The 22,019-nt window shown below is 35.2% G+C and carries 18 protein-coding genes, 1 tRNA gene, 1 other RNA gene and 1 pseudogene; 6 read left to right on the top strand and 15 right to left on the bottom strand.

All coding sequences use genetic code 11. The features are described 5' to 3' along the window. Positions 1-279: 279 nt before the first annotated feature. The 13 genes from A9G47_RS10695 to A9G47_RS10640 all read right to left on the bottom strand — a co-directional run bounded on the left by A9G47_RS10695 (position 280) and on the right by A9G47_RS10640 (position 13,570). Positions 280-2,046, bottom strand: coding sequence for a DEAD/DEAH family ATP-dependent RNA helicase (locus tag A9G47_RS10695; RefSeq protein WP_081297840.1), 1,767 nt, complete (start codon positions 2,044-2,046; stop codon positions 280-282). Between the two features lie 354 nt (positions 2,047-2,400). Further along, complete coding sequence (gene nlpI / locus A9G47_RS10690) at positions 2,401-3,255, bottom strand: lipoprotein NlpI (RefSeq protein ID WP_065567221.1); 855 nt, start codon at positions 3,253-3,255, stop codon at positions 2,401-2,403. A gap of 26 nt (positions 3,256-3,281) precedes the next feature. Continuing rightward, positions 3,282-5,396: a polyribonucleotide nucleotidyltransferase gene (gene pnp, locus A9G47_RS10685; protein WP_065567222.1), complete on the bottom strand. Its 2,115-nt coding sequence runs from the start codon at positions 5,394-5,396 to the stop codon at positions 3,282-3,284. A gap of 313 nt (positions 5,397-5,709) precedes the next feature. Beyond that, positions 5,710-5,979 carry a 30S ribosomal protein S15 gene (gene rpsO, locus A9G47_RS10680; protein ID WP_065567223.1) on the bottom strand — a complete coding sequence of 90 codons (270 nt, stop codon included), beginning with the start codon at positions 5,977-5,979 and terminating at the stop codon, positions 5,710-5,712. A gap of 159 nt (positions 5,980-6,138) precedes the next feature. After that, on the bottom strand, positions 6,139-7,062 hold the full coding sequence (locus tag A9G47_RS10675; protein ID WP_065567224.1) for a LysR family transcriptional regulator: 924 nt from the start codon (positions 7,060-7,062) through the stop codon (positions 6,139-6,141). Between the two features lie 276 nt (positions 7,063-7,338). Then, positions 7,339-8,091: a TSUP family transporter gene (locus A9G47_RS10670; protein ID WP_065567225.1), complete on the bottom strand. Its 753-nt coding sequence runs from the start codon at positions 8,089-8,091 to the stop codon at positions 7,339-7,341. Continuing rightward, complete coding sequence (gene aroC / locus A9G47_RS10665) at positions 8,088-9,161, bottom strand: chorismate synthase (protein ID WP_065567226.1); 1,074 nt, start codon at positions 9,159-9,161, stop codon at positions 8,088-8,090. The genes A9G47_RS10670 and aroC overlap by 4 nt, the downstream gene beginning before the upstream one ends. A 30-nt stretch (positions 9,162-9,191) precedes the next feature. Next, positions 9,192-10,085, bottom strand: coding sequence for a 50S ribosomal protein L3 N(5)-glutamine methyltransferase (gene prmB / locus A9G47_RS10660; RefSeq protein WP_065567227.1), 894 nt, complete (start codon positions 10,083-10,085; stop codon positions 9,192-9,194). Positions 10,086-10,230: 145 nt separating this feature from the next. Further along, a tRNA-Ser gene (locus A9G47_RS10655) sits at positions 10,231-10,318 on the bottom strand. Positions 10,319-10,390: 72 nt separating this feature from the next. Next, a complete protein-coding gene (gene cydH, locus A9G47_RS15030; protein WP_141672040.1) occupies positions 10,391-10,480 on the bottom strand; it encodes a cytochrome bd-I oxidase subunit CydH in 90 nt (29 codons plus the stop codon). A 25-nt stretch (positions 10,481-10,505) separates the two neighbouring features. Continuing rightward, entirely contained in the window at positions 10,506-12,587 is a 2,082-nt protein-coding gene (prc, locus tag A9G47_RS10650) for a carboxy terminal-processing peptidase (RefSeq protein WP_065642847.1), read from the bottom strand. A gap of 9 nt (positions 12,588-12,596) precedes the next feature. Then, a complete protein-coding gene (gene proQ / locus A9G47_RS10645) occupies positions 12,597-13,145 on the bottom strand; it encodes an RNA chaperone ProQ (RefSeq protein WP_065567229.1) in 549 nt (182 codons plus the stop codon). A gap of 68 nt (positions 13,146-13,213) precedes the next feature. Continuing rightward, positions 13,214-13,570, bottom strand: coding sequence for a DNA-binding protein (locus A9G47_RS10640; protein ID WP_065567230.1), 357 nt, complete (start codon positions 13,568-13,570; stop codon positions 13,214-13,216). Positions 13,571-13,748: 178 nt separating this feature from the next. Between A9G47_RS10640 and A9G47_RS10635 the strand changes: the two genes are divergently transcribed. From A9G47_RS10635 to A9G47_RS14675, 3 genes and pseudogenes are all read left to right on the top strand, one after another. Then, positions 13,749-14,012, top strand: coding sequence for a helix-turn-helix domain-containing protein (locus A9G47_RS10635; protein ID WP_065567231.1), 264 nt, complete (start codon positions 13,749-13,751; stop codon positions 14,010-14,012). Between the two features lie 220 nt (positions 14,013-14,232). Next, a complete protein-coding gene (gene bamE, locus A9G47_RS10630; RefSeq protein WP_065642846.1) occupies positions 14,233-14,595 on the top strand; it encodes an outer membrane protein assembly factor BamE domain-containing protein in 363 nt (120 codons plus the stop codon). An 84-nt stretch (positions 14,596-14,679) separates the two neighbouring features. Further along, positions 14,680-14,820: pseudogene (locus A9G47_RS14675) on the top strand (IS256 family transposase); the annotation flags it as partial. 1,108 nt (positions 14,821-15,928) lie between these two features. Here the strand turns inward: A9G47_RS14675 and ssrA are convergent. Continuing rightward, positions 15,929-16,293, bottom strand: a transfer-messenger RNA (tmRNA) gene (ssrA, locus tag A9G47_RS10625). 634 nt (positions 16,294-16,927) lie between these two features. Between ssrA and A9G47_RS10620 the strand changes: the two genes are divergently transcribed. After that, positions 16,928-17,824 (top strand): DMT family transporter, encoded by an 897-nt coding sequence (locus tag A9G47_RS10620; protein ID WP_065566943.1) that lies wholly within the window; start codon positions 16,928-16,930, stop codon positions 17,822-17,824. Positions 17,825-18,097: 273 nt separating this feature from the next. Here A9G47_RS10620 and A9G47_RS14315 read toward each other — a convergent pair whose 3' ends face one another. Then, positions 18,098-18,274 carry a hypothetical protein gene (locus tag A9G47_RS14315; protein WP_176700698.1) on the bottom strand — a complete coding sequence of 59 codons (177 nt, stop codon included), beginning with the start codon at positions 18,272-18,274 and terminating at the stop codon, positions 18,098-18,100. Between the two features lie 738 nt (positions 18,275-19,012). On the opposite strand from A9G47_RS14315, the gene A9G47_RS10610 reads away from it, so the two are divergent. After that, positions 19,013-20,389, top strand: a complete 1,377-nt coding sequence (locus A9G47_RS10610; RefSeq protein ID WP_065642844.1) for a hypothetical protein — start codon at positions 19,013-19,015, stop codon at positions 20,387-20,389. Between the two features lie 108 nt (positions 20,390-20,497). Beyond that, complete coding sequence (locus A9G47_RS10605; protein ID WP_065642843.1) at positions 20,498-22,018, top strand: hypothetical protein; 1,521 nt, start codon at positions 20,498-20,500, stop codon at positions 22,016-22,018. Position 22,019 lies beyond the last annotated feature (1 nt).

The raw sequence follows: 22,019 nt of genomic DNA, 5'->3' as shown, positions 1-22,019 counted from the left end.
CTAACTTAGGGCAAAACACTAACATTGTTTTATTTTAGTTTCTTTCTCAGAAAAATTTATGACTAATTCATTATGTCTATATTACTTATTTGCAATAACTAGACCGCTAACCATACTTACCTCGTATTGATTAACTTTTGAAGTTATATCATTAATTTTCTAACTCAATCTTGCATGGCCTCAATATTGCATGGCATATAGGGCGAACGACTTTGCTAGTAGTTGTTCAAAATGAGAGGAGATAAATTTACCTCTGCCAGATGGCAGAGGTTAACATCATTAAAATTTAGGTGCTGAAGGGCGACCACGTTTTTTTGCAAATCCTTTATCAGATATATCAGATTTGCCACTTTTACGGCCTCGCTTTGCTTCAGCCGTTGTGCCAGTACATAGACTCATTTTCATTGGTTGATTAAGAACTCTTACTTTTTCAAAATGTTTCAACATGTCTTTCGGCATGCCTTTTGGTAATTCAACAGTTGAATAAGTATCATAAAGTTTAATATTACCAATGTACCGACTACTAATATCACCCTCATTGGCAATTGCTCCAACAATATGACGAACTTCAATACCGTTTTCTTTACCCACTTCAATGCGGTACATATCCATATCGCCAACATCTCGGCGCTCTCGACGTTTGGGTGATTCACGGTTATCACCACGCAACCGACGCTCGCCTCCTCGGCTATCACGATCTCGCATTTCTCGCGCAGGTTTAAATACTGGATCTGGTGGTAAAATTAGTGGGCGTTCACCTTGCGCTAATTTTAATAAAGCAGTTGCAATTGTTTCTAAATCAGCTCCGCTATCAGATTGTATTTGTGCTAATAGATTTTGGTATTGGTCTAAATCGCTACTTTCAAGTTGTTTTCGGACTTGTTCAGTAAATTTAACTAAACGACGTTTTTCAAGTAGCTCTTTAGATGGTAATCCAACTTCTGGAATCGGTTTTTTAATAGTTTGTTCGATATTCTTAAGTAAACGACGTTCACGGCTATCAACAAATAAAATAGCTCGACCTGCTCGACCTGCTCGACCTGTTCGTCCAATACGGTGAACATAAGATTCAGAATCTAATGTGATATCATAATTGATAACTAAACTAATACGCTCAACATCCAGCCCACGAGCAGCAACATCAGTTGCAATTAAAATATCAAGCCGACCGTTACGTAAGCGATCTAAGGTCTGTTCTCGTAATTGTTGTGTCATATCGCCATTTAAAGCAGCGCAACTATAACCATTTTTTTCAAGTACATCAGCTACATCTAAAGTGGCTGATTTTGTTCGAACAAATATGATAGCGGCATCAAAATCTTCTGCTTCTAAGAAGCGAACAATCGCTTCGTTTTTACGCATACCACGAACAAGCCAATAACTTTGATCAATGTCAGGTGCTGTTTGATTAGTCCCTTTAATTTGAACTTCCTTTGGATTATGCATAAATCGTTTAGTAATACGACGAATTGGTGCTGGCATTGTTGCCGAAAATAATGCTGTTTGATGATCTTCTGGGATCGTTGCCATGATGCTTTCTACATCATCAATAAATCCCATTCTTAGCATTTCATCTGCTTCATCAAGTACTAAACCTTTTAGATTGGAAAGATCCAATGTTTTGCGATTTAAATGATCAAGTAAACGTCCTGGTGTGCCAACCACAATTTGTGGACCTTGTTTTAAGGCACGTAACTGGACGTCGTAGCGTTGCCCACCATATAAAGCAAGAACTTTTACTCCTTTCATATATTTTGAATATTCAGAGCAAGCATCAGCAACTTGTATTGCTAATTCTCGCGTTGGTGCTAAAACTAAAAGTTGTGGTGCTTTTAAATTTGCATCAATATTCATTAAAAAAGGAATTGAAAACGCAGCTGTTTTACCGCTACCTGTTTGTGCCATACCCAATACATCATTACCATCTAATAATAGAGGAATACACTCAGATTGGATAGGTGATGGTTTGCTAAAACCAAGATCATTTAAGGCGTTAAGGATATCCTCGGATAAACCAAGGTCAATAAAAGAAACTTCTTTTGTCATGTAAACTCGCTTATAAATTTTGAATATATAAACTTGTTTATTTCGTTGGCAAAGATATTAATATTTATGAATAAACATCAATAGTTAACTATCTTATTTTGCCAAGCAAATAAACAAAGCAAATATAAATTTATGCCAGCTCACTAAATTGAAAATTTACAACTAACCCCAATAACTAACTGCCGATATTGACTTAACAACGATTCGATATAAAACAAAATAGATTTAAAACTAATTAACGTTTATATAATCGAAAATAAAGCTAACAGCACTATTCAATGTTAAGAATATATTACTGGCAAATCAGAATACGCTATAACGACATTTTCACTTTTAAAACTGGCATGACCCTTGTTACTTTTCTTCAAGTAACTTCATTTCATAGAGTGCCTGTTGATGTTCAACATAATTATAAATATTATTTGCTAAAGCATATTTAAATAACATTTTGGCACGCTCGTCGTCACCTTTACTTTGGTAATACTTACCTAAGTAAAAGTAGGCTTCACAAAGGCGTTCGGCTAACTGCCGATTACTCTCAACGCCTTCTTGAAGGTTTTGCATTAATTTAGGCTCACTTATTTTTCCTAAATAAAATGCAATAATACTACCACTGTAACTCGTTTTATCATTAATCAGCTCATAACGTTTTTGTAGCTCATTTTGCGCAGACTTATTGTCTGTTTCTTTTTCGATCAAATAAAGCCATAAAATCCTGATAGGTTCATTCACATCATATTGATAAAACTGCAATGCATCACGTTCTGCTGCTTGGTAATGCCCAGTGCGATACAAGGTAATTGCCCGATTTAAATAGGCATAAGCATAAGTAGGATCAAGCTCTAATGTAGTATTAAAGGACGTTAAAGCCTCATCAAAATTACCTTCTCGCAGAGCATAAGTTCCCAAAAAATTATAAACATCAGGAATTCCAGGGTTAAAATTTAACAAATAAGAAAAATCACTTTGTGCAAAAGCTTTAAACCCTAATGAATCGTAAACAATTCCACGCTGAAAAATGAGCTGCATACGCGTTGCAGTGTCAATATTTTTTTGAGATAGCTGTTGGCTGATCTGAGCAATTTTTAACTCATCATCATAAGAAACTTGCTCAGGAACAGCCAGCAAGAGCTGAGAGTTAGTACAACCCGACAAAAGAATAACAGCCAGTAAAAAGCAGTATACAGTCCTCAGGTTGAATAATCTCACTTTTATCCCCCTAGTGAATAATATGTTTATTCTGCAGTCGGAGCTATTTCTACCGCTGGCTCAACAGCATCTTTCATACTGAGACGGATTCTACCTTGGCGATCAATTTCAAGCACTTTGACATTGACTTCTTGGCCTACTTTTAGATAATCAGCCACTTTTTCGACTCGATGATCAGCTATTTGGGAAACGTGGACTAGCCCTTCCTTTCCACCGATAACAGAGACAAAAGCACCAAAGTCAACAATTCTAGTTACTTTTCCTGTATAAATTTTACCTATTTCAACATCAGCAACCAAGTTAGTAATGCGAGCCATAGCATCTTTAGCTTTATTTCCATCAGAGGCTGCAATCTTAACGGTACCATCATCTGCAATTTCAATGGTTGTACCTGTCTCTTCGGTTAAGGCACGAATTGTTGCACCACCTTTACCAATAATATCGCGGATCTTATCTGGATTAACATTCATCGTATAAATACGAGGAGCAAATTCAGAAATCTCTTGGCGAGGTTGATTAATTGCTTGCTCCATCACACCTAAAATATGCAAACGAGCACCTTTAGCTTGATTTAATGCAACTTGCATAATTTCTTTAGTGATACCTTCAATCTTGATATCCATTTGAAGCGCACTTACACCGTCACGGGTACCGGCTACTTTAAAATCCATATCACCAAGATGATCTTCATCACCTAAAATATCAGATAACACAACAAACTGATCGCCTTCTTTCACTAGCCCCATTGCAATACCAGCAACAGAAGACTTAATTGGCACACCGGCATCCATAAGCGCAAGCGAAGCGCCACAAACCGAAGCCATTGAAGACGAACCATTTGACTCAGTGATTTCAGAAACCACACGCACAGTGTATGGGAATTCTTCCTTACTTGGCATTACCGCAGCAACACCACGTTTAGCTAAACGACCATGACCGATTTCTCGACGTTTTGGAGAGCCGACCATACCTGTTTCACCAACAGAATATGGAGGAAAGTTATAATGAAGTAAGAAGCGCTCAGTATATTCGCCTGTTAACTCATCTATGATTTGTGCATCACGTTCAGTTCCTAAAGTCGCCGTAACTAATGCTTGCGTTTCGCCACGCGTAAACAATGCACTACCATGTGTTCTTGGTAAAACATTAGTACGAATATCAAGTGCACGAATCATATCTTTTTCACGACCATCAATACGTGGCTCACCGGCAATAACACGTTGGCGAACAATTTGGCTTTCTAAATCGACAATAATATTAATCGCTTCGTTTTCATCAAGCTCTTCATTTTGTTCTTTTAACGTAGCTAATACTTCTTCTTTGATTAAATCAATTTGTGCATAACGCGCTTGTTTTTCGGTAATACGATAAGCTTCACCTAAACGCTCTTTAGCTAGCTCAACAATCGCATTATATAATGCTTCGTTTTTAGCTGGAGCTACCCAATCCCATTTTTCACAATTGGCTTTTTCTACAAATTCATTGATATTATCGATAACAATTTGTTGTTGTTCATGACCAAATACCACTGCGGCTAACATTTGATCTTCAGTTAGTAGATCTGCTTCAGATTCAACCATCAATACTGCACTTTTGGTTCCTGCCACAACTAAATCTAAACGACTTGTTGCTAGTTCTTTTACTGATGGATTTAATACAAATTCATCATTAATAAAACCAACACGAGCCGCACCAATAGGACCATGGAATGGTACACCAGACAAACAAAGTGCGGCAGAAGCACCAATCATAGCAACTAAGTCAGGGCTTACATCAGGATTGACTGACACAACTGTTGCAATAATTTGGATTTCATTAACAAATCCTTCAGGAAATAATGGACGAAGTGGACGGTCGATTAAACGTGCAATTAAAGTCTCGCCTTCACTTGGTCGGCCTTCACGTTTGAAAAATCCACCTGGAATGCGTCCCGCTGCATAAGTACGTTCTTGATAATTAACCGTCAACGGAAAAAAGTCTTGACCCTCTTTTACTTTTTTATTGGCAACAACTGTAACAAACACAGCTGTATCATCCATATTGACCATAACAGCTGCCGTTGCTTGACGAGCCATAATACCAGTTTCTAAAGTTACTGTATGACGGCCATATTGAAATTTTTGAGATGTCGGGTTAAACAAAATAATGTCCTCTTGTTCTTTATTATGTTGAAGTTTGATATTTCGACTGGGAGTAACATTACATTACTCTTATTGATATTCTCTTCAACAATGTGGGGGATATTTTCAACAAAAAGATTATTTCACTGTCACGACTAATGACAAATCTATAAGTTATAGAGCTCTCATTAGTCGCGCGAAACATGAGATACAATCTTCACTTTGTTGAATTACATAAAATATTAATTTTTATTTTCGTGCTCTACATTATATCAGAGCGCTGTTTTTTCACAACGAAAAAGAGGCCTAAGCCTCTTTTCAAGTAGATTATGAATTAGCGACGTAAACCTAGTTTCTTAATCAATTGACTATAACGTTCAATATCTTTACGACGTAAATAATCTAATAATTTACGACGACTAGACACCATACGTAATAAACCACGACGACTATGATGATCTTTCTTGTGCTCAGAAAAATGACCTTGTAAATCATTGATACGTGCAGTCAAAAGAGCAACTTGAACTTCAGTTGAACCAGTGTCGTTAGTTCCTCGCCCATATTCGGCAACGATTTTCGCTTTAGCTTCTACAGTTAGAGACATAACAAACCTCTTAAAATCAAAATAAAATACGGAACGACCGATCTCTAATTCAGACATTCCTCGATATTCATATAGCTATATTAGTAGCTATATGAATTACGCGCAATTATACTAGAATTTATTAAAATAGCAATTCGATTTATTCTTAATTTAACAACCTTATTTCAACTTAAAACCATATTCTTCTTGAATGAGTTTTTTAAGCGCTTCAATATAATTTTGCGCTGATATACTTAATTGTGCTTTTTGTGAGGTGATCCAGCCAATTAGGATTTTTTCTTCTACATCTAACGGTATTGATAAAATATCAGATCCATTTAAATCGGTACTTAATACCCCAGTGCTAATAGTATAACCATTAAGCCCATGCAATAGATTAAACAACGTGGCTCTATCACTTACATGAATACTTTTTTTATGATAAACCGTACTTAAAATCTCTTCAGAAAAATAAAATGAGTTATACTCGCCTTGCTCAAAAGAGAGGTAAGGGTAATCTTCTAAATCATCTAACGTTAATGATTTCATTTCAGCTAATGGATGGTGAGTACTGATAAATACATGAGGATGCGCTTCGAAAAGTGGATAAAATGTTAATCGATGCTCTTTCAGTAAACGTAAAATGACCTTTTGATTGAAATCCGTTAGGTATAAAATGCCAACTTCACTGCGCAAATTAGCAACATCGGTGATAATATCATGGGTTTTTGTTTCTCTTAAAGTAAACTCGTACTCATCAGTATGGTTTTTTTTAATTAAATTAACAAAAGCATTAACCGCAAACGCATAATGCTGAGTAGATATGCTACACAACTGCTTAGAAGGCTCTTTTTTGGAATAGTGTTGTTCTAATAACTCGGCTTGATCTAATACTTGTTTAGCATATCCTAAAAACTCAACGCCATCTGGCGATAAAGAAACACCTTTAGAGCTACGCACAAAAATTTCAATACCAAATTCAGTTTCTAAATCTTTCACTGCCGTTGATAAACTTGGCTGAGTAATATACAGATTCTTAGCCGCTTCATTAATTGAACCCGAACGAGCGATTTCTAAAATATAGCGTAATTGTTGAAGTTTCATAATGTTAGTTAACAGTGTTATCACAAACTATCTTAATTAATACAAATATATACTAAATAATATTTAAGTGAAGTGAATAATTGTTTCCACTTTTATACTGAAACATATAATTTTCTAAAATTTTTTAACAATAGCTTACTTGCGATTAGTCGAGAAAAATGAAAAGAGATGAAACTGACCGAACGATAAAATCACTTTAATTATATTAGCCAAAGCCGCTAACGCACAATTAATATTAAAATAGAGCAAAGAACTAATTATTTAACTGGCGCTAAATTAAAAAAAGTTTTCATAAATCAATTTGATACTCATAAGCGTTGAAACGGTGATTAGCATGGGTCTGATTAATTTGCGACCTTTGGTAAGCGCCATCTTAGCGCCAATTCTAGCTCCTATACATTGGCCGACTAACATTACAAGCCCAAGCGACCATACCACTTCGCCGCCGACAATAAAAAATAGCAAGCCAGCTAAATTTGAGGTAAAGTTTAGCACTTTGGTATGCGCAGTTGCTTTGGTTAAATTAAAGCCTGCCAATGTAATATAGGCTAAAGCATAAAACGAACCAGCACCAGGTCCAAAAAAACCATCATAAAACCCAATACCCAAAGCAGGAACGAGAGCAAATTGGATAAGTGTAAGTTGGCTTTTTCGATCGTTTTCACCAATGGTTGGAGATAGTAAAAAATAAAGCCCAACGCCAATAGTTAAAATAGGCAATAATAGTTTCAAAAAGTCAACTTGGACATGCATCACTGATAATGAACCGATTGCAGAGCCAATAAAAGCAAAAGCAATTGCCCATTTTTGTTGTGTTAGATCCACCATGCGCTGACGAATAAAATATAAGCTAGCCGAAAATGATCCGCCACAACTTTGTAATTTATTTGTAGCCAATGCACTTGCGGGCGGTAAGCCAACTGCTAGTAAAGCTGGTACGGTTAGTAAACCACCACCACCCGCAATTGAATCAATAAATCCCGCTAAAGTAGCAATGACAAACAGTAAGATAAGTAATTCATAGCTCATAGCTGATTTACATCGTTACATTGAGCACGGTAACGAAGATAATGATCCATTAGCACAATAGCGACCATTGCTTCAGCTATGGGTACTGCACGTATTCCCACACATGGATCATGTCGACCATGGGTTGAAACTTCAACTTGTTCACCATAAATATTGATTGATTGACCAGCAATTTCAATACTTGGCGTCGGCTTTAAGGCTATACTTGCTAATATCGTTTGCCCTGAACTAATCCCCCCTAAAATACCGCCAGCATGGTTAGACAAAAAACCTTGCTTGGTGATCTCGTCTCGATTTTGGCTACCTCGTTTATTGACAACAGCATATCCATCGCCAATTTCAACGCCTTTTACTGCATTAATACTCATTAAAGCATGAGCAAGCTCAGCATCTAATTTATCAAACACAGGCTCGCCAAGTCCAACAGGAACGTTTTCGGCAACAATGCAAACTTTAGCTCCAATTGAGTCGCCTTCTTTTTTTAGCGTTCTAAGTAACTGATCAAGTTCTTCTAATTTACCTTCATCAGCGCAAAAAAATGGGTTTTGTTCAACTTGTTTCCAGTCTTTTAATTCACATTTTACATCACCCATTTGAGCTAAATAACCACGAATAGTTACGCCAAGCTTCTCTTGTAGATACTTTTTAGCAATAGCACCTGCAGCAACCCGCATAGCTGTTTCACGGGCAGAAGAGCGACCTCCACCACGATAATCGCGTATACCATATTTATTTTGATAGGTATAGTCAGCATGACTTGGTCTAAATACATCTTTTATTTTGCTATAATCTTGGGAGCGTTGATCAGTATTTTCAATAAGCAAACCAATACTTGTACCGGTTGTAACACCTTCAAACACGCCTGATAAAATCTTGACTTGATCTGCTTCACGGCGTTGAGTGGTATAACGAGATGAGCCAGGTCGACGACGGTCAAGATCATATTGCATATCCGATTCAGTTAAAGCAAGTCCAGGAGGAACACCGTCAACAACGCATCCTAATGCGATGCCATGCGACTCTCCAAAGGTGGTCACTTTAAATAATTTTCCAATTGAGTTTCCTGCCATAATAAATTTATTCCAATTATTAAAAACAGCTTATTTAAAACAGTAACGGTATTGAACCAGCGCTTCACGTGTGATTGAAAATACGCCCAGTCCACCATGCTTAGTTTCTATCCAATTAAAAGGTACATTGGGGTATTGTTGCTGTAGGCTAACCCAACTATTACCAACTTCACAAACTAATACGCCCTCTGGTGTTAAATAATCTATCGCGTCTCGTAAAATTCTTTTTACAAGATCTAAGCCATCAACGCCTGCCTCTAATGCTAATTTAGGTTCATATAAAAATTCGTCAGGCAAATCACTCATATCTTCACTATCGACATAAGGGGGGTTAGTGACAATAAGGTCATATTGTTTTATAGGAAGATCAATAAATAAATCCGACACAATAGGAGTAACTCGAAAATCCATTTCGTGCATTTCAATATTGGTTTGTGCTATATCTAATGCTTCTAATGAAATATCAGTTATATCCACTTGAGCATCAGTAAACTCATAAGCACAAGCAATGCCTATACAACCACTGCCCGTGCATAAATCTAAGATATTTTTAGGTTCAGCAGATATTATCTGTTTAAAATGGTTATCAATTAATTCACCAATAGGAGAACGAGGAATTAATACCCGCTCATCGACATAAAAAGCATGTCCACAAAACCAAGCTTGATTGGTTAAATAAGGCGTTGGCACACGATCTTTAATGCGTTTATGAATAATCTCCAACAGTTGATTTTTTTCTTCATCGGTCAGATTTGCGGAGTAAAATTCTGCAGGGACAAATAACGATAAGCCTAGCGTTGCCAAAATTAATTGTTTAGACTCATCAATAGGATTATCCGTACCGTGTCCTAAAAAGACATCTGATAGGCTAAGTTGTGATGCCGTCCAGCGTATAAAATCCTGAACTGTGCGTAAGTTTTCCATAGTAGCTCCAAATAATCTAGGAGAGGAAGGTATTACTTGTTATTGTAGCTAGTGACCCTCAATAAAGAGAATTTGTTAAAGCAAACTTAACGATTACTTCTAACAATATGTTGAACTAAGTGTTCTATCCTTCAATAACAAAATATGGCGGTGAGGAAGGGATTCGAACCCTTGATACGTTGCCGTATACACACTTTCCAGGCGTGCTCCTTCAACCACTCGGACACCTCACCTAACTATTAGAGCCAGCTTTTTTAAAGCAGGCTGCATACTATAATGATCACAAGATAATTAATCAAGCTTTTTTAATTCATACAAACAATAATACCAAATGTCGCTAGTACAGCTAGTATGCCAACTGTTGTGATCAATGCATATTTTAAATTTAAGCACATTCTTATTACCTCCACTTATTTATTATTAATTAGCCTGTTCGATCGGTGAATCAAACGAAATAATTTCGTTAATAGATTTATTACTTTCAATTTTCGGATATTTAGGCGCAAAATCAAGCAGTATCTCGATAGATTCATCTAAGTAAGCATCAGGTTGCTTATAATCTTTGGGTAAATCATCTAATTTATTAATTGATGGTAAACCGGCCTTCTTTAAACGCTCATTCATTCTTTTCAAATCGCGTTCATCATTTGTTTTTTGTTCTGCTTCTCGTTTATTTTTATTAAGCGAAACAATATATTGGCGATCTTTTTGATCATTGAACCTTTTAATATCTTCATCAATATAAATAAATTCAGGGTTTTTTGAAATTCTAGCCAAATGCAATGATTCAAGCTCAGGTAACAATAACTTGATATTGGCAAGAGTCAAATAATTAGCTGACGGTATTTTATCCCAAGGTAATGCATTATCTAAGAATCGTTCACCTGTCTTATCAACATACTTCATTTTGTTCATTTCAATATCTGGCTCAACACCTTTTAATTGAGTGCTTCCACCATTAATACGATAAAACTTCTGAATAGTGTATTGAGCCCCTCCCAATTCAGGCCAATTCGGGTGTAATCTCGCATCAACTGGGTAAGAAATGTTACGAGATGTTTGTACAGTTCCTTTACCATAAGTTGTTTCGCCAACAATTAACGCACGTCCATAATCTTGCATAGCTGCAGAAAATATCTCTGAAGCAGATGCGCTATAGCGATTAATCATGACAACAAGCGGCCCACTATACTCAATGCCTTTATTCTTGTCATCGTAAGTGATGACTTTTTGTAAATTATCACGAACCTGAACAACTGGTCCCCTATCAATAAATAAACCAGTCAAATTAATAACTTCGGTTAATGAACCGCCGCCATTATCACGTAAATCAATGACTAGGCCTTGCAAATTTTCTTTATTTGCTTTCAATAATAGTGAATCAACTTTTTCGGTTAGCCCCATATAGAAACTTGGTATTTCAATAACACCCACTTTACCTCGTGCATTATTAATGATCTTTAATTTAGCTTCACGATCTTCAAAATGAATTTTATCACGAGTAAGCTCAATGATTTTTGCCTTACTATTATTGCCTGCAGGTAAAATTTCTAATTTGACTACAGTGCCCTTTGGACCACGAATTTTATCAACGATATCATCTAAACGCCAACCAATAACATCTTCTATTGCAGAACGGCTTTGACCTACACCAATAATTTTATCGCCTACAGAAAGTAGCTTACTTTTTTCTGCAGGTCCACCTGTTACAAAAGACATAATTACTGTATAGTCATCTTGCTGGCTTAACGTTGCGCCAATACCTTCAAATGATAAACTCATTTCAGAGTCAAAATCTCGTTTTTTACGCGGTGCCAAGTAGCTAGTATGGGGATCGATTTCTCTTGCAAATGCATTCATAAATATCTGAAAAGCATCTTCATTATTTGATTGAACTATCGTCTTTAAAACACGATTATAACGTTTAGTCAAAACTTCGCGGATCTCTTTCTCATTTTTTCCTGATAAGGATAAACTTAATTCGTCATATTTAACACGCTTATTCCAATAAGTATTAAGTTCAGCTTCAGAAGTTGGCCAAGCAATGTCTTCACGATTAAAATCAACTTCATCATTGGTAGAAAAATCCATTGGGCGTTGTAAAACTTCAAGTGCATATTGATAACGGCTATAACGTTTTTGTAAAAAAAGATTATAAATGTCATAAGCTGTTTTTAAATTGCCATCAATTAATTCTTGCCCTAAAGATTCTTGCCTATTTCGAAAGCTATCAACATCGCTTTGTATAAATATAAACTTATTGCCATCTAATAATTTAAAATAACGGTCAAAAATCTGAGCAGAAAAAGCACCATCTAAAGCAAAATTACGATAATGTGATTGAGTAAAAAAATTAGTTACACGTTTAGCAACAACTTGGTGGATCTCATCTTGCTTCAAAACTGGGATTTGCTCTTTATTTTGTGGTTTTGCCTGAACATTTTGGCCAGCAACACTCAAAATAAGGCTAAGCGCAATAATACCTTTCAGTAATTTATTCATTCAAATTCTCTACTTATTGATAATATGTTCAGGTTTAACCGTTAATTCCATACCTGCCCCAATCTTTACTTTAATCTGCTCTTTTTCAATATTAATTATTTGCGCTTTTATAGGTTTTTTACCTATTAAAACTCTAATAAAATCACCATTTTTTAGAATTTTAGCCTTTTTAGAGGGAGCACGAGTAGTTTTACGTTTTTCTTTTGCTTGTTCTTTAAAACGCTCTTTTGCCTTTTCCTTACTCTCTTTCAACTGTTGTTGAGCATGTTCCATCTGTTCTTGGCTAATCACCTCATTTGGGTTTCCATCTAAATCAACACGATTAGCGCCTTCTTTTATACTATATAAGTAACGCCAACTCATTGTATATGCTCTTAGTGCAGCACGTAATTTAGTTTTACTCAACGCTTCATTCTCGTTTAAGCGAGAAAGTATATCTTGAAAAATTCCAATTTTTAATGGTTTTGCTTCACCTTCAAGGGTAAAGCAATTAGGAAATTGTTGAGATAAATAAACAATAATTTCTTTACTATTTGTTAATTGAAACTGACTTTCCATTGGTTATTCCATAGCTATTAAATTGAACTCTACATAGGTTAAAGTATATCGCAGCTTACACAATAACACTAATTATCTTTTTTCTGTTTGTTAATAAAAGTAATAAATTCTTTAATGCCATTTCGCATCAACCATGAAGCAACAATAGATTGCTCATCAACGGATAACTGTTCAAACGCAGTCATCCATAGTTGTAAAGGCTCGATCGGCGAAACGACATAACTAGCACTTTCTTCCTCAATATATAACGCTTTTTTAACATTAAGCGGTAAACTACCTATATGATATTCTACAGCCTTACCGCGAACACCAACTCTTTTTCGGGCTGTCCAATTTTCAGCTCTCGCTTTTCGATTAACCCCTTGTATCGTTGATGGCATCCCTGCAATATTTGATAGCTCTTTTGATGAGAACCACTCTTTCATTTTTACTATCCCACTTTAACAAAATAAGAAAAAGTTATAGAAATTAAAGAAACTTTGATACAATAAATAAGAAATAAAAAATTATTATTAGCTAAAGTCCAATTATAAACTTACACGTTTTAGTAACATAAGAGCATAACATAGATATACAAGGTTATAAACTAAGAGGAAATAAAAAATGAAAATAAAGTCTAATGATTGGCATCCTGCAGACATTATTGCCGCCTTAAAAAAGAAAGGTACAACACTTGCAAATCTATCACGCCAATCCGGTTTAAGCTCATCAACGCTTAGCAATGCATTAGTTCGCCCATGGACAAAAGGAGAGGTTATTATTGCTAAAGAATTAAATTTAGAACCTCACCAAATTTGGCCTAGCCGTTATATTGATCGAAAAACTAAGCAGCCAATAAAGCGAGTGTTGCGGCAGAGTAAGGAATAAACTTTCAACTAAACCATAATAAAAAATGAACATAAAAACACCATTAGGAAAATATGGAAACATAAAGAAACAAAATGGTTGTTTCCATATTTTTATTATTAACAGCCTATTCTAATTTAAATATTATTTGTTAATAATAAAAATACAAGCTCACCTTGAACGTTGCCCAACATGTGCTATTATTGGCAAACATCAAGGTATTAACATTAAACAACGATACATGAAAAATTTAAAAAAGTTTCTTATTGCATTTTTATCGATCATAATTTTATCAAGTTGCTCAAAAAAGAATTTTTTAGAACAAGGAACCATATTAAATAAAGAAAAAGTCAGCAAAATAGTCGAAGGTTCAACAACTGAATCACAAATGATTAAACTATTTGGTGAGCCAACAATTCGAAAAGAGATTAATTCAAATGAAATACAATGGACATATCAATATGTCAAAAAAAGTTCAACCAGTCATATGATTATCGGTGAAACCCAATACGATATTGTTGAAGGAACTCTTGATGTTATCGTGTCAAAAGGCTTAGTCATTTGGTTTAATTATAATGAAGAACACAAACAGAAAAAATGGTAATTAAAGGATAGTCCAATCCTAGATTTAGCCCTATAAATGATTTTGTGTATTTGCTTACTTTTAATACCTTGTAATATAAAATAAAATGGGAATTATCGCAGCAAGGCGGTTTATACCCTACTCGCCCTGAATTTAGCAGCGAAAAAGGAAGCATTAGATTTATATTTGTCTGAAAACGAAAGGGTGCATCTTTGGTTATCTATTTTGGCCGATTTGCAAAACAAATGAAAATAGCTTGCTCAAGCAGTGGTATTTGAGGTGGCAAATGCAAGAAAATACGGGCAATACTAACCCAAAATTTGAATTTAGCATTGTCACAGTTGATGATATTTTTCTCTAATCGTCTTGATAAGGTGCTCTCTTTGTGAATTAAACTGACACAGAATTATGAACAATCTCCACTCCTTCTATTGATTGCCAATGCAAAAAACATCATATTGATTTAATTATTTTCAACGTAAATCTCTATAATCAACTGTTATTTAACTTAGTCTTCCTGTAGCATGCTCCTCGCCAAAACTTGAGATGGATTTTTAGTCAAAGAATGAATATCATCACCCACTACCATAAAAAATTTAAATAAAATCAATTACTTTTCTGACTGATTTTTATCATGCCGATTTACCCTTCTTACTGTCTCATCACAGCCTTAGTCCATGATATCATGGACTAAGCTTGGCGCGCTTAAACATGCATTAAATAAAGCATAATCCACCGCCTATTATTTGAACACTATACTAAATTTTTACTTATATTGATTTAACATAGATATTGAGTAGATAATATACAGCATATAACCATAAGGATAAGTAATGCAGGTATTTATCAGCAAATGCGGAGGTATAAATCATATTGTATGCTTATTCGTTTTCTTGCTGAAAATTCAATATTGTTAGGTTTAAGCGACCTACCACGACTGAGGTTTATCTTTGAACCTCACTTACTGTAATGAAGCCTAAGGATAACTTCCACAGCTAATTAATGCGCCTTTTCTGGTATACACATGTGTATAATTATAAACGCCTGATTTTAGAATTATTCAATTTAACCAAGATATGTATACTACCAACATCAAATAAAGAGTAATTTTTATCTCTTGGCTTGACAGCTTTTATTTGAATGTCTGTTAATGGATGTGTTTTTCTTACCATAATTATTTTAGGTATACGAGATATAGATATATTGTGTTCGTATACCTAAGCATATACCTAAAAATTTTGGTTGTGAATGTACCTTACTGATACTTGCAGGGTAATAAAATTGCTTTTAAGATCTGTTGTTACTAGGTTTGGCAGGCTTTAAGCGCTTTAAAGAATGTTACTGTTTATTGAATTGGTGGAGCTGGCGGGAGTTGAACCCGCGTCCGAAATTTCTACATCCTTGGTACTACATGCGTAGTTTGTTTTTAAATTTCATCAACCCGCTGCGAACAAACACGCTACTGATTGACTAGCTTGATTAAGTTTAATGCTTCCGCCCCAAGCAAGGCTTCCACACGATCTCGTTTAGGTTTGACTCCTCTTGATCCCCGTCCTACGAGCGGAGGCTAGGGAGAGAAGGCTCTATGCAGGTTATTAAGCTGCTAGTGCGTAGTTTTCGTCGTTTGCGACTATTTTTTTGCGGTTTATTTACGAGGCCTACCGCACCTCGGCATGCACCTTGGGTTTCGCAAATCCCGTCGAATCCAGAATCAGCCCCAAATGTGGTTAGTATAAATATAATATCTAGGCATTATAGGCGAATTCAAGTACGAATACAAGTTAGCTTGCTTTGAGGTTAATTTTGCGTTGCTGTATATCGTTATTTCTATAATTATATTAAGCATTTGTAGCATTCTTTTATAAAAAATCTTCAGGGAAATAGATGTTTTAGTATAAGAATAAATTTTATGAACGTTAAAAGTAAGAATATCAACCAATCAATTATGTAACAGCTTAATAAAATAAATGGGGAATATTGTGAATAATTATTTTATTTCTAAAAATAATTATTATTAAATAACAAACAGTTATTTGTTATTTTGTTAAATATTAAAAAATATATGAAATTAATTTGAACTTTTTACTTTTTTAGTTGTCTATATTAACAGATTACGTTTTTCATTTTTTGCCCTCCACTCGATTTTTCGAGTGGATTTTTTTTGCCTAAAAACAAACTAAATACAAAAATGATACCTATTTTAAAATAAAAATAGAGTTATATTTTTTAATCAAATCCTTTCTTAATCTTTTTTAATTTAATATTGGCTACTAATTTTAGTAATAAATACCGTGCAATACGATATACTTTACTTTGATAACAATATTTATTAATGTGAACAAAGAGGATTATTATGTTATTTTCAAACAAAGCATCAGGGCACTTAATTGCATTAATGACCGTGTTTCTTTGGGGAACAACATTTATTGCGACTAAAGTTTTATTACTTGATTTCAAACCTGTGGAAATACTGTTTTTTCGATTCGGGCTTGGTTATTTATCCCTTTGGATACTATCACCACATTTTTTTTCTTGGCAGGGGATTCGGCAAGAAATAGTGTTTTTATTAGCTGGATTATGTGGCGTAACTTGTTATTTTTTATGTGAAAATATAGCCTTAACTTACACAACAGCTTCTAACGTTGGGATCATTACTACTTTAGCACCAATATTCACAGCGGTATTATCTATATTCTTTTTAAGAGCCGAAGTGCCACCTAAACGTTTTTATGTCGGTTGTTTATTTGCAATTATTGGTGTTGGATTAATTAGCTTTAATGGTAAATTTGTGCTGTCGTTAAATCCAATTGGCGATTTGCTGGCTATGTTGGCCTGCCTATTTTGGGCCTGCTATTCAATTTTAACAAAAAAAAGTAGTAACTATGGTTACAATATAATTTTATTAACAAGGCGATTCTTTTTTTACGGTTTGATATTGATGCTTCCCTTTTTATCTAGCTTTGATTTTGAATGGGGTTTATCACGGTTTACCAAGCCAGTTAATATTTTGAATATTTTATTTTTAGGCATTGGTGCTTCGGCTATTTGTTTTGCATCCTGGAATTATGCCGTTAAATTAGTGGGTGCGGTTAAAATTAGTATTTACTTATACTTAGTGCCAATTCTTACTATTATTACTGCAGTTGTTATTTTAAACGAGCCTTTTACTTGGGTTGCCGCCATTGGAACATTATTTACACTTTGTGGTGTGTTATTATCTGAAAGTAAAGCTAGAATAAGCAGAAAATAATTTGCTTAATTATTTGGTTAAATATGAGAAAGGAACATAAACTCCTTTTTTTGATAATATGTTGTGATTTTTAGCCTAACTTTGGGTAATTAATGGTAATACAAAAAAGCAAGCAGTAAAGCGTAATGACAAAATACAGTCCCCGCCGTCAACCATACACTATTTTTTGACATATGAAACACTAGCATTGTGTGTTGTGTATAAATTAATGTCGCAATTGTTGCAAATAATAGTAATGAACAACCTAACGATAATGTTACAAAAAGCGACATTCTAGGCTATATCGGCGGTGTTTAAACCTTGCTTAAGATAAAGGTGGCAACGCACTGCACCTCCAGATAACACAGACAAGCCTATCGCATTATCAATCGCTGAACCAAGAATCAAAATTGAGGGTTTCAATTTGCCCCCTGCATAACGAGTAGCTAACCATTCATAAAAGATCAACATTAAATAACTACCCAGAGCGGATAAACAAGCAAATTAAATGACATTAATGGAAAGATTATAAAAAGCTTGCTTTAGATTGTTTAGATTAATGACTTTTAATAAATGCCAACAAACAATCAATGCAATAAAAAAGATAGATAACCCTAACAATAAAGCGAAATATTAGCGGTAGCGAGTAAAAAGTTCAATGAACTGCCATGGCAAAACTTTGCGTGCAAATACTTTCATCACGTAAACGCCAAAATTTGCTTTAATAATGCCTGAAATTTGCGGATTTTACCTTTCCAATCTATTGAAAACAATCCACGGAAAACAAAAAAATATATAAAAAACATTAATTATTAAATTTTTTCTTATTAAAAGGGCGCATTTGCTTTGTATAAAAAAGATTATATTGCGATAAAAACAGTTTGTACTTTCTATTATCACGTTATTACATACATTTTTGAAGTAATTCGTTATTTGTTTTCATATTTTGTAGCAATACAATATGTTGAAATATTGTGCTAAAAATAAAGTTATATGCTACACTAAGTAGATAAATAATTAACCATTTGTGGTAATAAACAACTCTTTTAATCTAACGATGAATTACATAATAAGAATATGGAACAGGATAATATCACAATAAAAAATAAGAAAAAATGTAATAAAAAAAACAAAAATTCGTTATTTAAACAATGGGCATCAAGGTATCTTTCCCATTTTTATGAGGTTAGCATATATTGGTGTAATAATTTGTATTTAAAACTCACAAATAACCTAATCATCTTTAAATTAATTTTGCCTTTTTGTTGTTTAATGGGGGTTAGCATTCCTTTGTTGGCTGATTTGCCCCAAGTTGAGCCTGTGACAACGGCAAACATCATTCAGGGCTCAGCGCCTTATTTAACATTTGATGGTGGACAAACTCAATCGTGGGATACGGATAGATTTTTAAATATCGAGCTACCTGATGGTAAAGTGCTAACCCCAAAAAACAATCCCTCATCTATAGCTAATCCGATATCATTGCCACGTGATGGTATAAAACTTAGTGATATTAAAACGCTTATTCCATCGGGTCAAAACGCTATTTCAATGACCGATTTGCTGAATAATAATGGTTTTTGGGCGGATAAAGATGGCGATGGTGATATTACCGCAACGGGGAATTTAACCATTACAGGTCGAGATGCCAATGGTACTGAAATGGGATTAGATGATACCTTTCAGGATTGCTATGCGCCCTATAGTATAACAATGCAAAGTGATTATAGTATCTTATCAACGGCTTATGGCGAACCAAAGTCGACTCGGATAGGGGCTAATCGCGCCACTTATTATCTAAATCCGCCTAAAGGTGCTTGTACTTATTCTGTAAAACCTAACCTTTATCTGAGTAATAGTCATAAAGGTAATTGGGGTGGGTCGAATTATTCAGGGCCACCAAGCCAATGGGATGATGCCAAAGGCTTTAAACGTCAAGATCTGAATAACCCAGCATCAAACTTCCCTACAACTGGAATGAATGGGTTACTTTTTGAGATGGATATGGTTGATAGTTTAGGTAGTGAAATGGCGTTTGATAAGTCGCCGTCTACTTCTGGTATTGACTTAAATATAACGGGCAATGGCAGTATAGCTAAGATTCGATTAGTCGGTCCTAAAGATGGTGATAATGCAACCGAGGCTGCAACAGCCGTACCCACTACTTTTATATTATATTCTGATAGCGCCAAAACCAATAAAGTATACAGCTTTACGATTCAAAAATGGTTTATCGCAAGGAAAGATTATGCAGGTGTAAGTCAGTATGCTGACGCTAAACAATATTGCGAGCAGTTAGGGTATCAAGTACCTATCGTTAACCAACTGACTAATGCTAATTCCCGATATTGGAATCAAGGCTTAGCGGGTCAAGGTAACAACTACCAACGTCGTATTGGTGGTGGGCTTTTAGCTGAGTGGGGGGATATGCATGATTACCAATATCCTGGCAGCAATATGGAAAACTATGCTGTTTATTGGACTCAAAATACGTATCAAGCCGAACGACTCTATAACCTTGTGGTATATGCTAAGGATGGATCCACTGGTGTTAGAACGTATGGAAGAACAGTTTGTGTAAATTAGTGATATACAGTTATGAACAATTAAATAAACCAGCAATAGCGAGGTACCCTTTTACAAAAATAATTGCACTAGTGTTTTGTATTTATGTGGATTTAAAGGAATAGTAACATGAAATCAAAAAAGCAACTGACGCTAATAAAAAAGAATAAAATAAAACCTGCTAGACAGTTAACCTGTCGTTTTCCGTTTTTTTATGAGGATAAACCGTGCTTGCTTTGTGATTTATATTTAAAATTCACAAATAACCTAATCACCTTTAAATTAATTTTGCCTTTTTGTTGTTTAATGGGGGTTAGTTATCCTTTATTTGCTGTGTTACCTAATGTTGAACCTGCAAAAACTGCAAAAGCAATACAAGGTTCGGCGCCTTATTTAACATTTGATGGTGGGCAAACTCAATCGTGGGATACGGATAGATTTTTAAATATCGAGCTACCTGATGGTAAAGTGCTAACCCCAAAAAACAATCCCTCATCTATAGCTAATCCGATATCATTGCCACGTGATGGTATAAAACTTAGTGATATTAAAACGCTTATTCCATCGGGTCAAAGTGCTATTTCAATGACCGATTTGCTGAATAATAATGGCTTTTGGGCGGATAAAGATGGCGATGGTGATATTACCGCAACAGGGAATTTAACCATTACTGGTCGAGATGCCAATGGTACTGAAATAGGATTAGATGATACCTTTCAGGATTGCAATGCGCCCTATAGTATAACAATGCAAAGTGATTATAGTATCTTATCAACGGCTTATGGCGAACCAAATTCAACTCCGATAGGGGCTAATAGCGCCACTTATTATCTAAATCCGCCTAAAGGCGCTTGTACTTATTCTGCCAAGCCCAACTTATTTTTAAGTAATAGTCGCAAAAATAATTGGGGTGGGTCGAATTATTCAGGGCCACCGAGTGAATGGGACGATGCAAAAGGCTTTAAACGTCAAGATTTAAATAATCCAGCATCAAACTTTCCAACCATGGGGGCATATGGGCTATTTTTTACCATGGATATGGTTGATAGCTTAGGCAGTGAGATGACGTTTGATAAGTCACCGGCTACATCGGGCATTGATTTAAATATAACAGGCAATGGCAGCATTGCCAATATTCGGTTAGTTGGACCCAAAGAGGGGGCTAGCGCTGCCGAGGCAGCAACCGCAGTACCGACGACCTTTATCTTATATTCCGATAAAGCCAAAACGAATAAAGTATATAGTTTTACCATTAAAAAATGGTTTATCGTAAGAAAGAATGATAATGGTATTAGTCATAGTTATGCTCAGGCTGAACAATACTGTAATCAGTTAGGCTATCAAATACCTACAGTTGTACAACTAACTAATGCTAATTCTTTTTATTGGAATCAAGGCTTAGCGGGTCAAGGTAATAACTACCAACGCCGTATTGGTGGAGGGCTATTTTCAGAATGGGGAGAAACTTATGACTCTGTTAATATTAACTATGGCTACCCTGGTAGTAATTTCGCAGATCGTCGGGCTTATTGGACGCAAAATACATATAAACCTCCTTACGAACCCCTTATAAATCTTCAAGTATACTCTAATATGGGAATGGTTAGTACTTGGGGTGACACGAGTTATGGTACGATCTGTGTAAATTAAA

The sequence above is a fragment of the Gilliamella sp. WF3-4 genome, from assembly GCF_001690275.1.
In the GTDB taxonomy this organism is placed as follows: Bacteria; Pseudomonadota; Gammaproteobacteria; order Enterobacterales; family Orbaceae; genus Gilliamella; species Gilliamella apicola_C.
Note: the sequence above shows the minus strand (reverse complement) of the source record. Positions and strands in the feature narration are given on the sequence as shown.

Bases quoted from the DNA above. Each gene is read 5' to 3' on its own strand.
- A9G47_RS10695 (WP_081297840.1), bottom strand. From the start codon at position 2,046: ATGACAAAAGAAGTTTCTTTTATTGACCTTGGTTTATCCGAGGATATC.
- rpsO (WP_065567223.1), bottom strand. From the start codon at position 5,979: ATGTCTCTAACTGTAGAAGCTAAAGCGAAAATCGTTGCCGAATATGGG.
- A9G47_RS10675 (WP_065567224.1), bottom strand. From the start codon at position 7,062: ATGAAACTTCAACAATTACGCTATATTTTAGAAATCGCTCGTTCGGGT.
- A9G47_RS10670 (WP_065567225.1), bottom strand. From the start codon at position 8,091: ATGAGCTATGAATTACTTATCTTACTGTTTGTCATTGCTACTTTAGCG.
- aroC (WP_065567226.1), bottom strand. From the start codon at position 9,161: ATGGCAGGAAACTCAATTGGAAAATTATTTAAAGTGACCACCTTTGGA.
- prmB (WP_065567227.1), bottom strand. From the start codon at position 10,085: ATGGAAAACTTACGCACAGTTCAGGATTTTATACGCTGGACGGCATCA.
- cydH (WP_141672040.1), bottom strand. From the start codon at position 10,480: ATGTGCTTAAATTTAAAATATGCATTGATCACAACAGTTGGCATACTA.
- prc (WP_065642847.1), bottom strand. From the start codon at position 12,587: ATGAATAAATTACTGAAAGGTATTATTGCGCTTAGCCTTATTTTGAGT.
- proQ (WP_065567229.1), bottom strand. From the start codon at position 13,145: ATGGAAAGTCAGTTTCAATTAACAAATAGTAAAGAAATTATTGTTTAT.
- A9G47_RS10640 (WP_065567230.1), bottom strand. From the start codon at position 13,570: ATGAAAGAGTGGTTCTCATCAAAAGAGCTATCAAATATTGCAGGGATG.
- A9G47_RS10635 (WP_065567231.1), top strand. From the start codon at position 13,749: ATGAAAATAAAGTCTAATGATTGGCATCCTGCAGACATTATTGCCGCC.
- bamE (WP_065642846.1), top strand. From the start codon at position 14,233: ATGAAAAATTTAAAAAAGTTTCTTATTGCATTTTTATCGATCATAATT.
- A9G47_RS10620 (WP_065566943.1), top strand. From the start codon at position 16,928: ATGTTATTTTCAAACAAAGCATCAGGGCACTTAATTGCATTAATGACC.
- A9G47_RS14315 (WP_176700698.1), bottom strand. From the start codon at position 18,274: ATGTTGATCTTTTATGAATGGTTAGCTACTCGTTATGCAGGGGGCAAA.
- A9G47_RS10605 (WP_065642843.1), top strand. From the start codon at position 20,498: ATGAAATCAAAAAAGCAACTGACGCTAATAAAAAAGAATAAAATAAAA.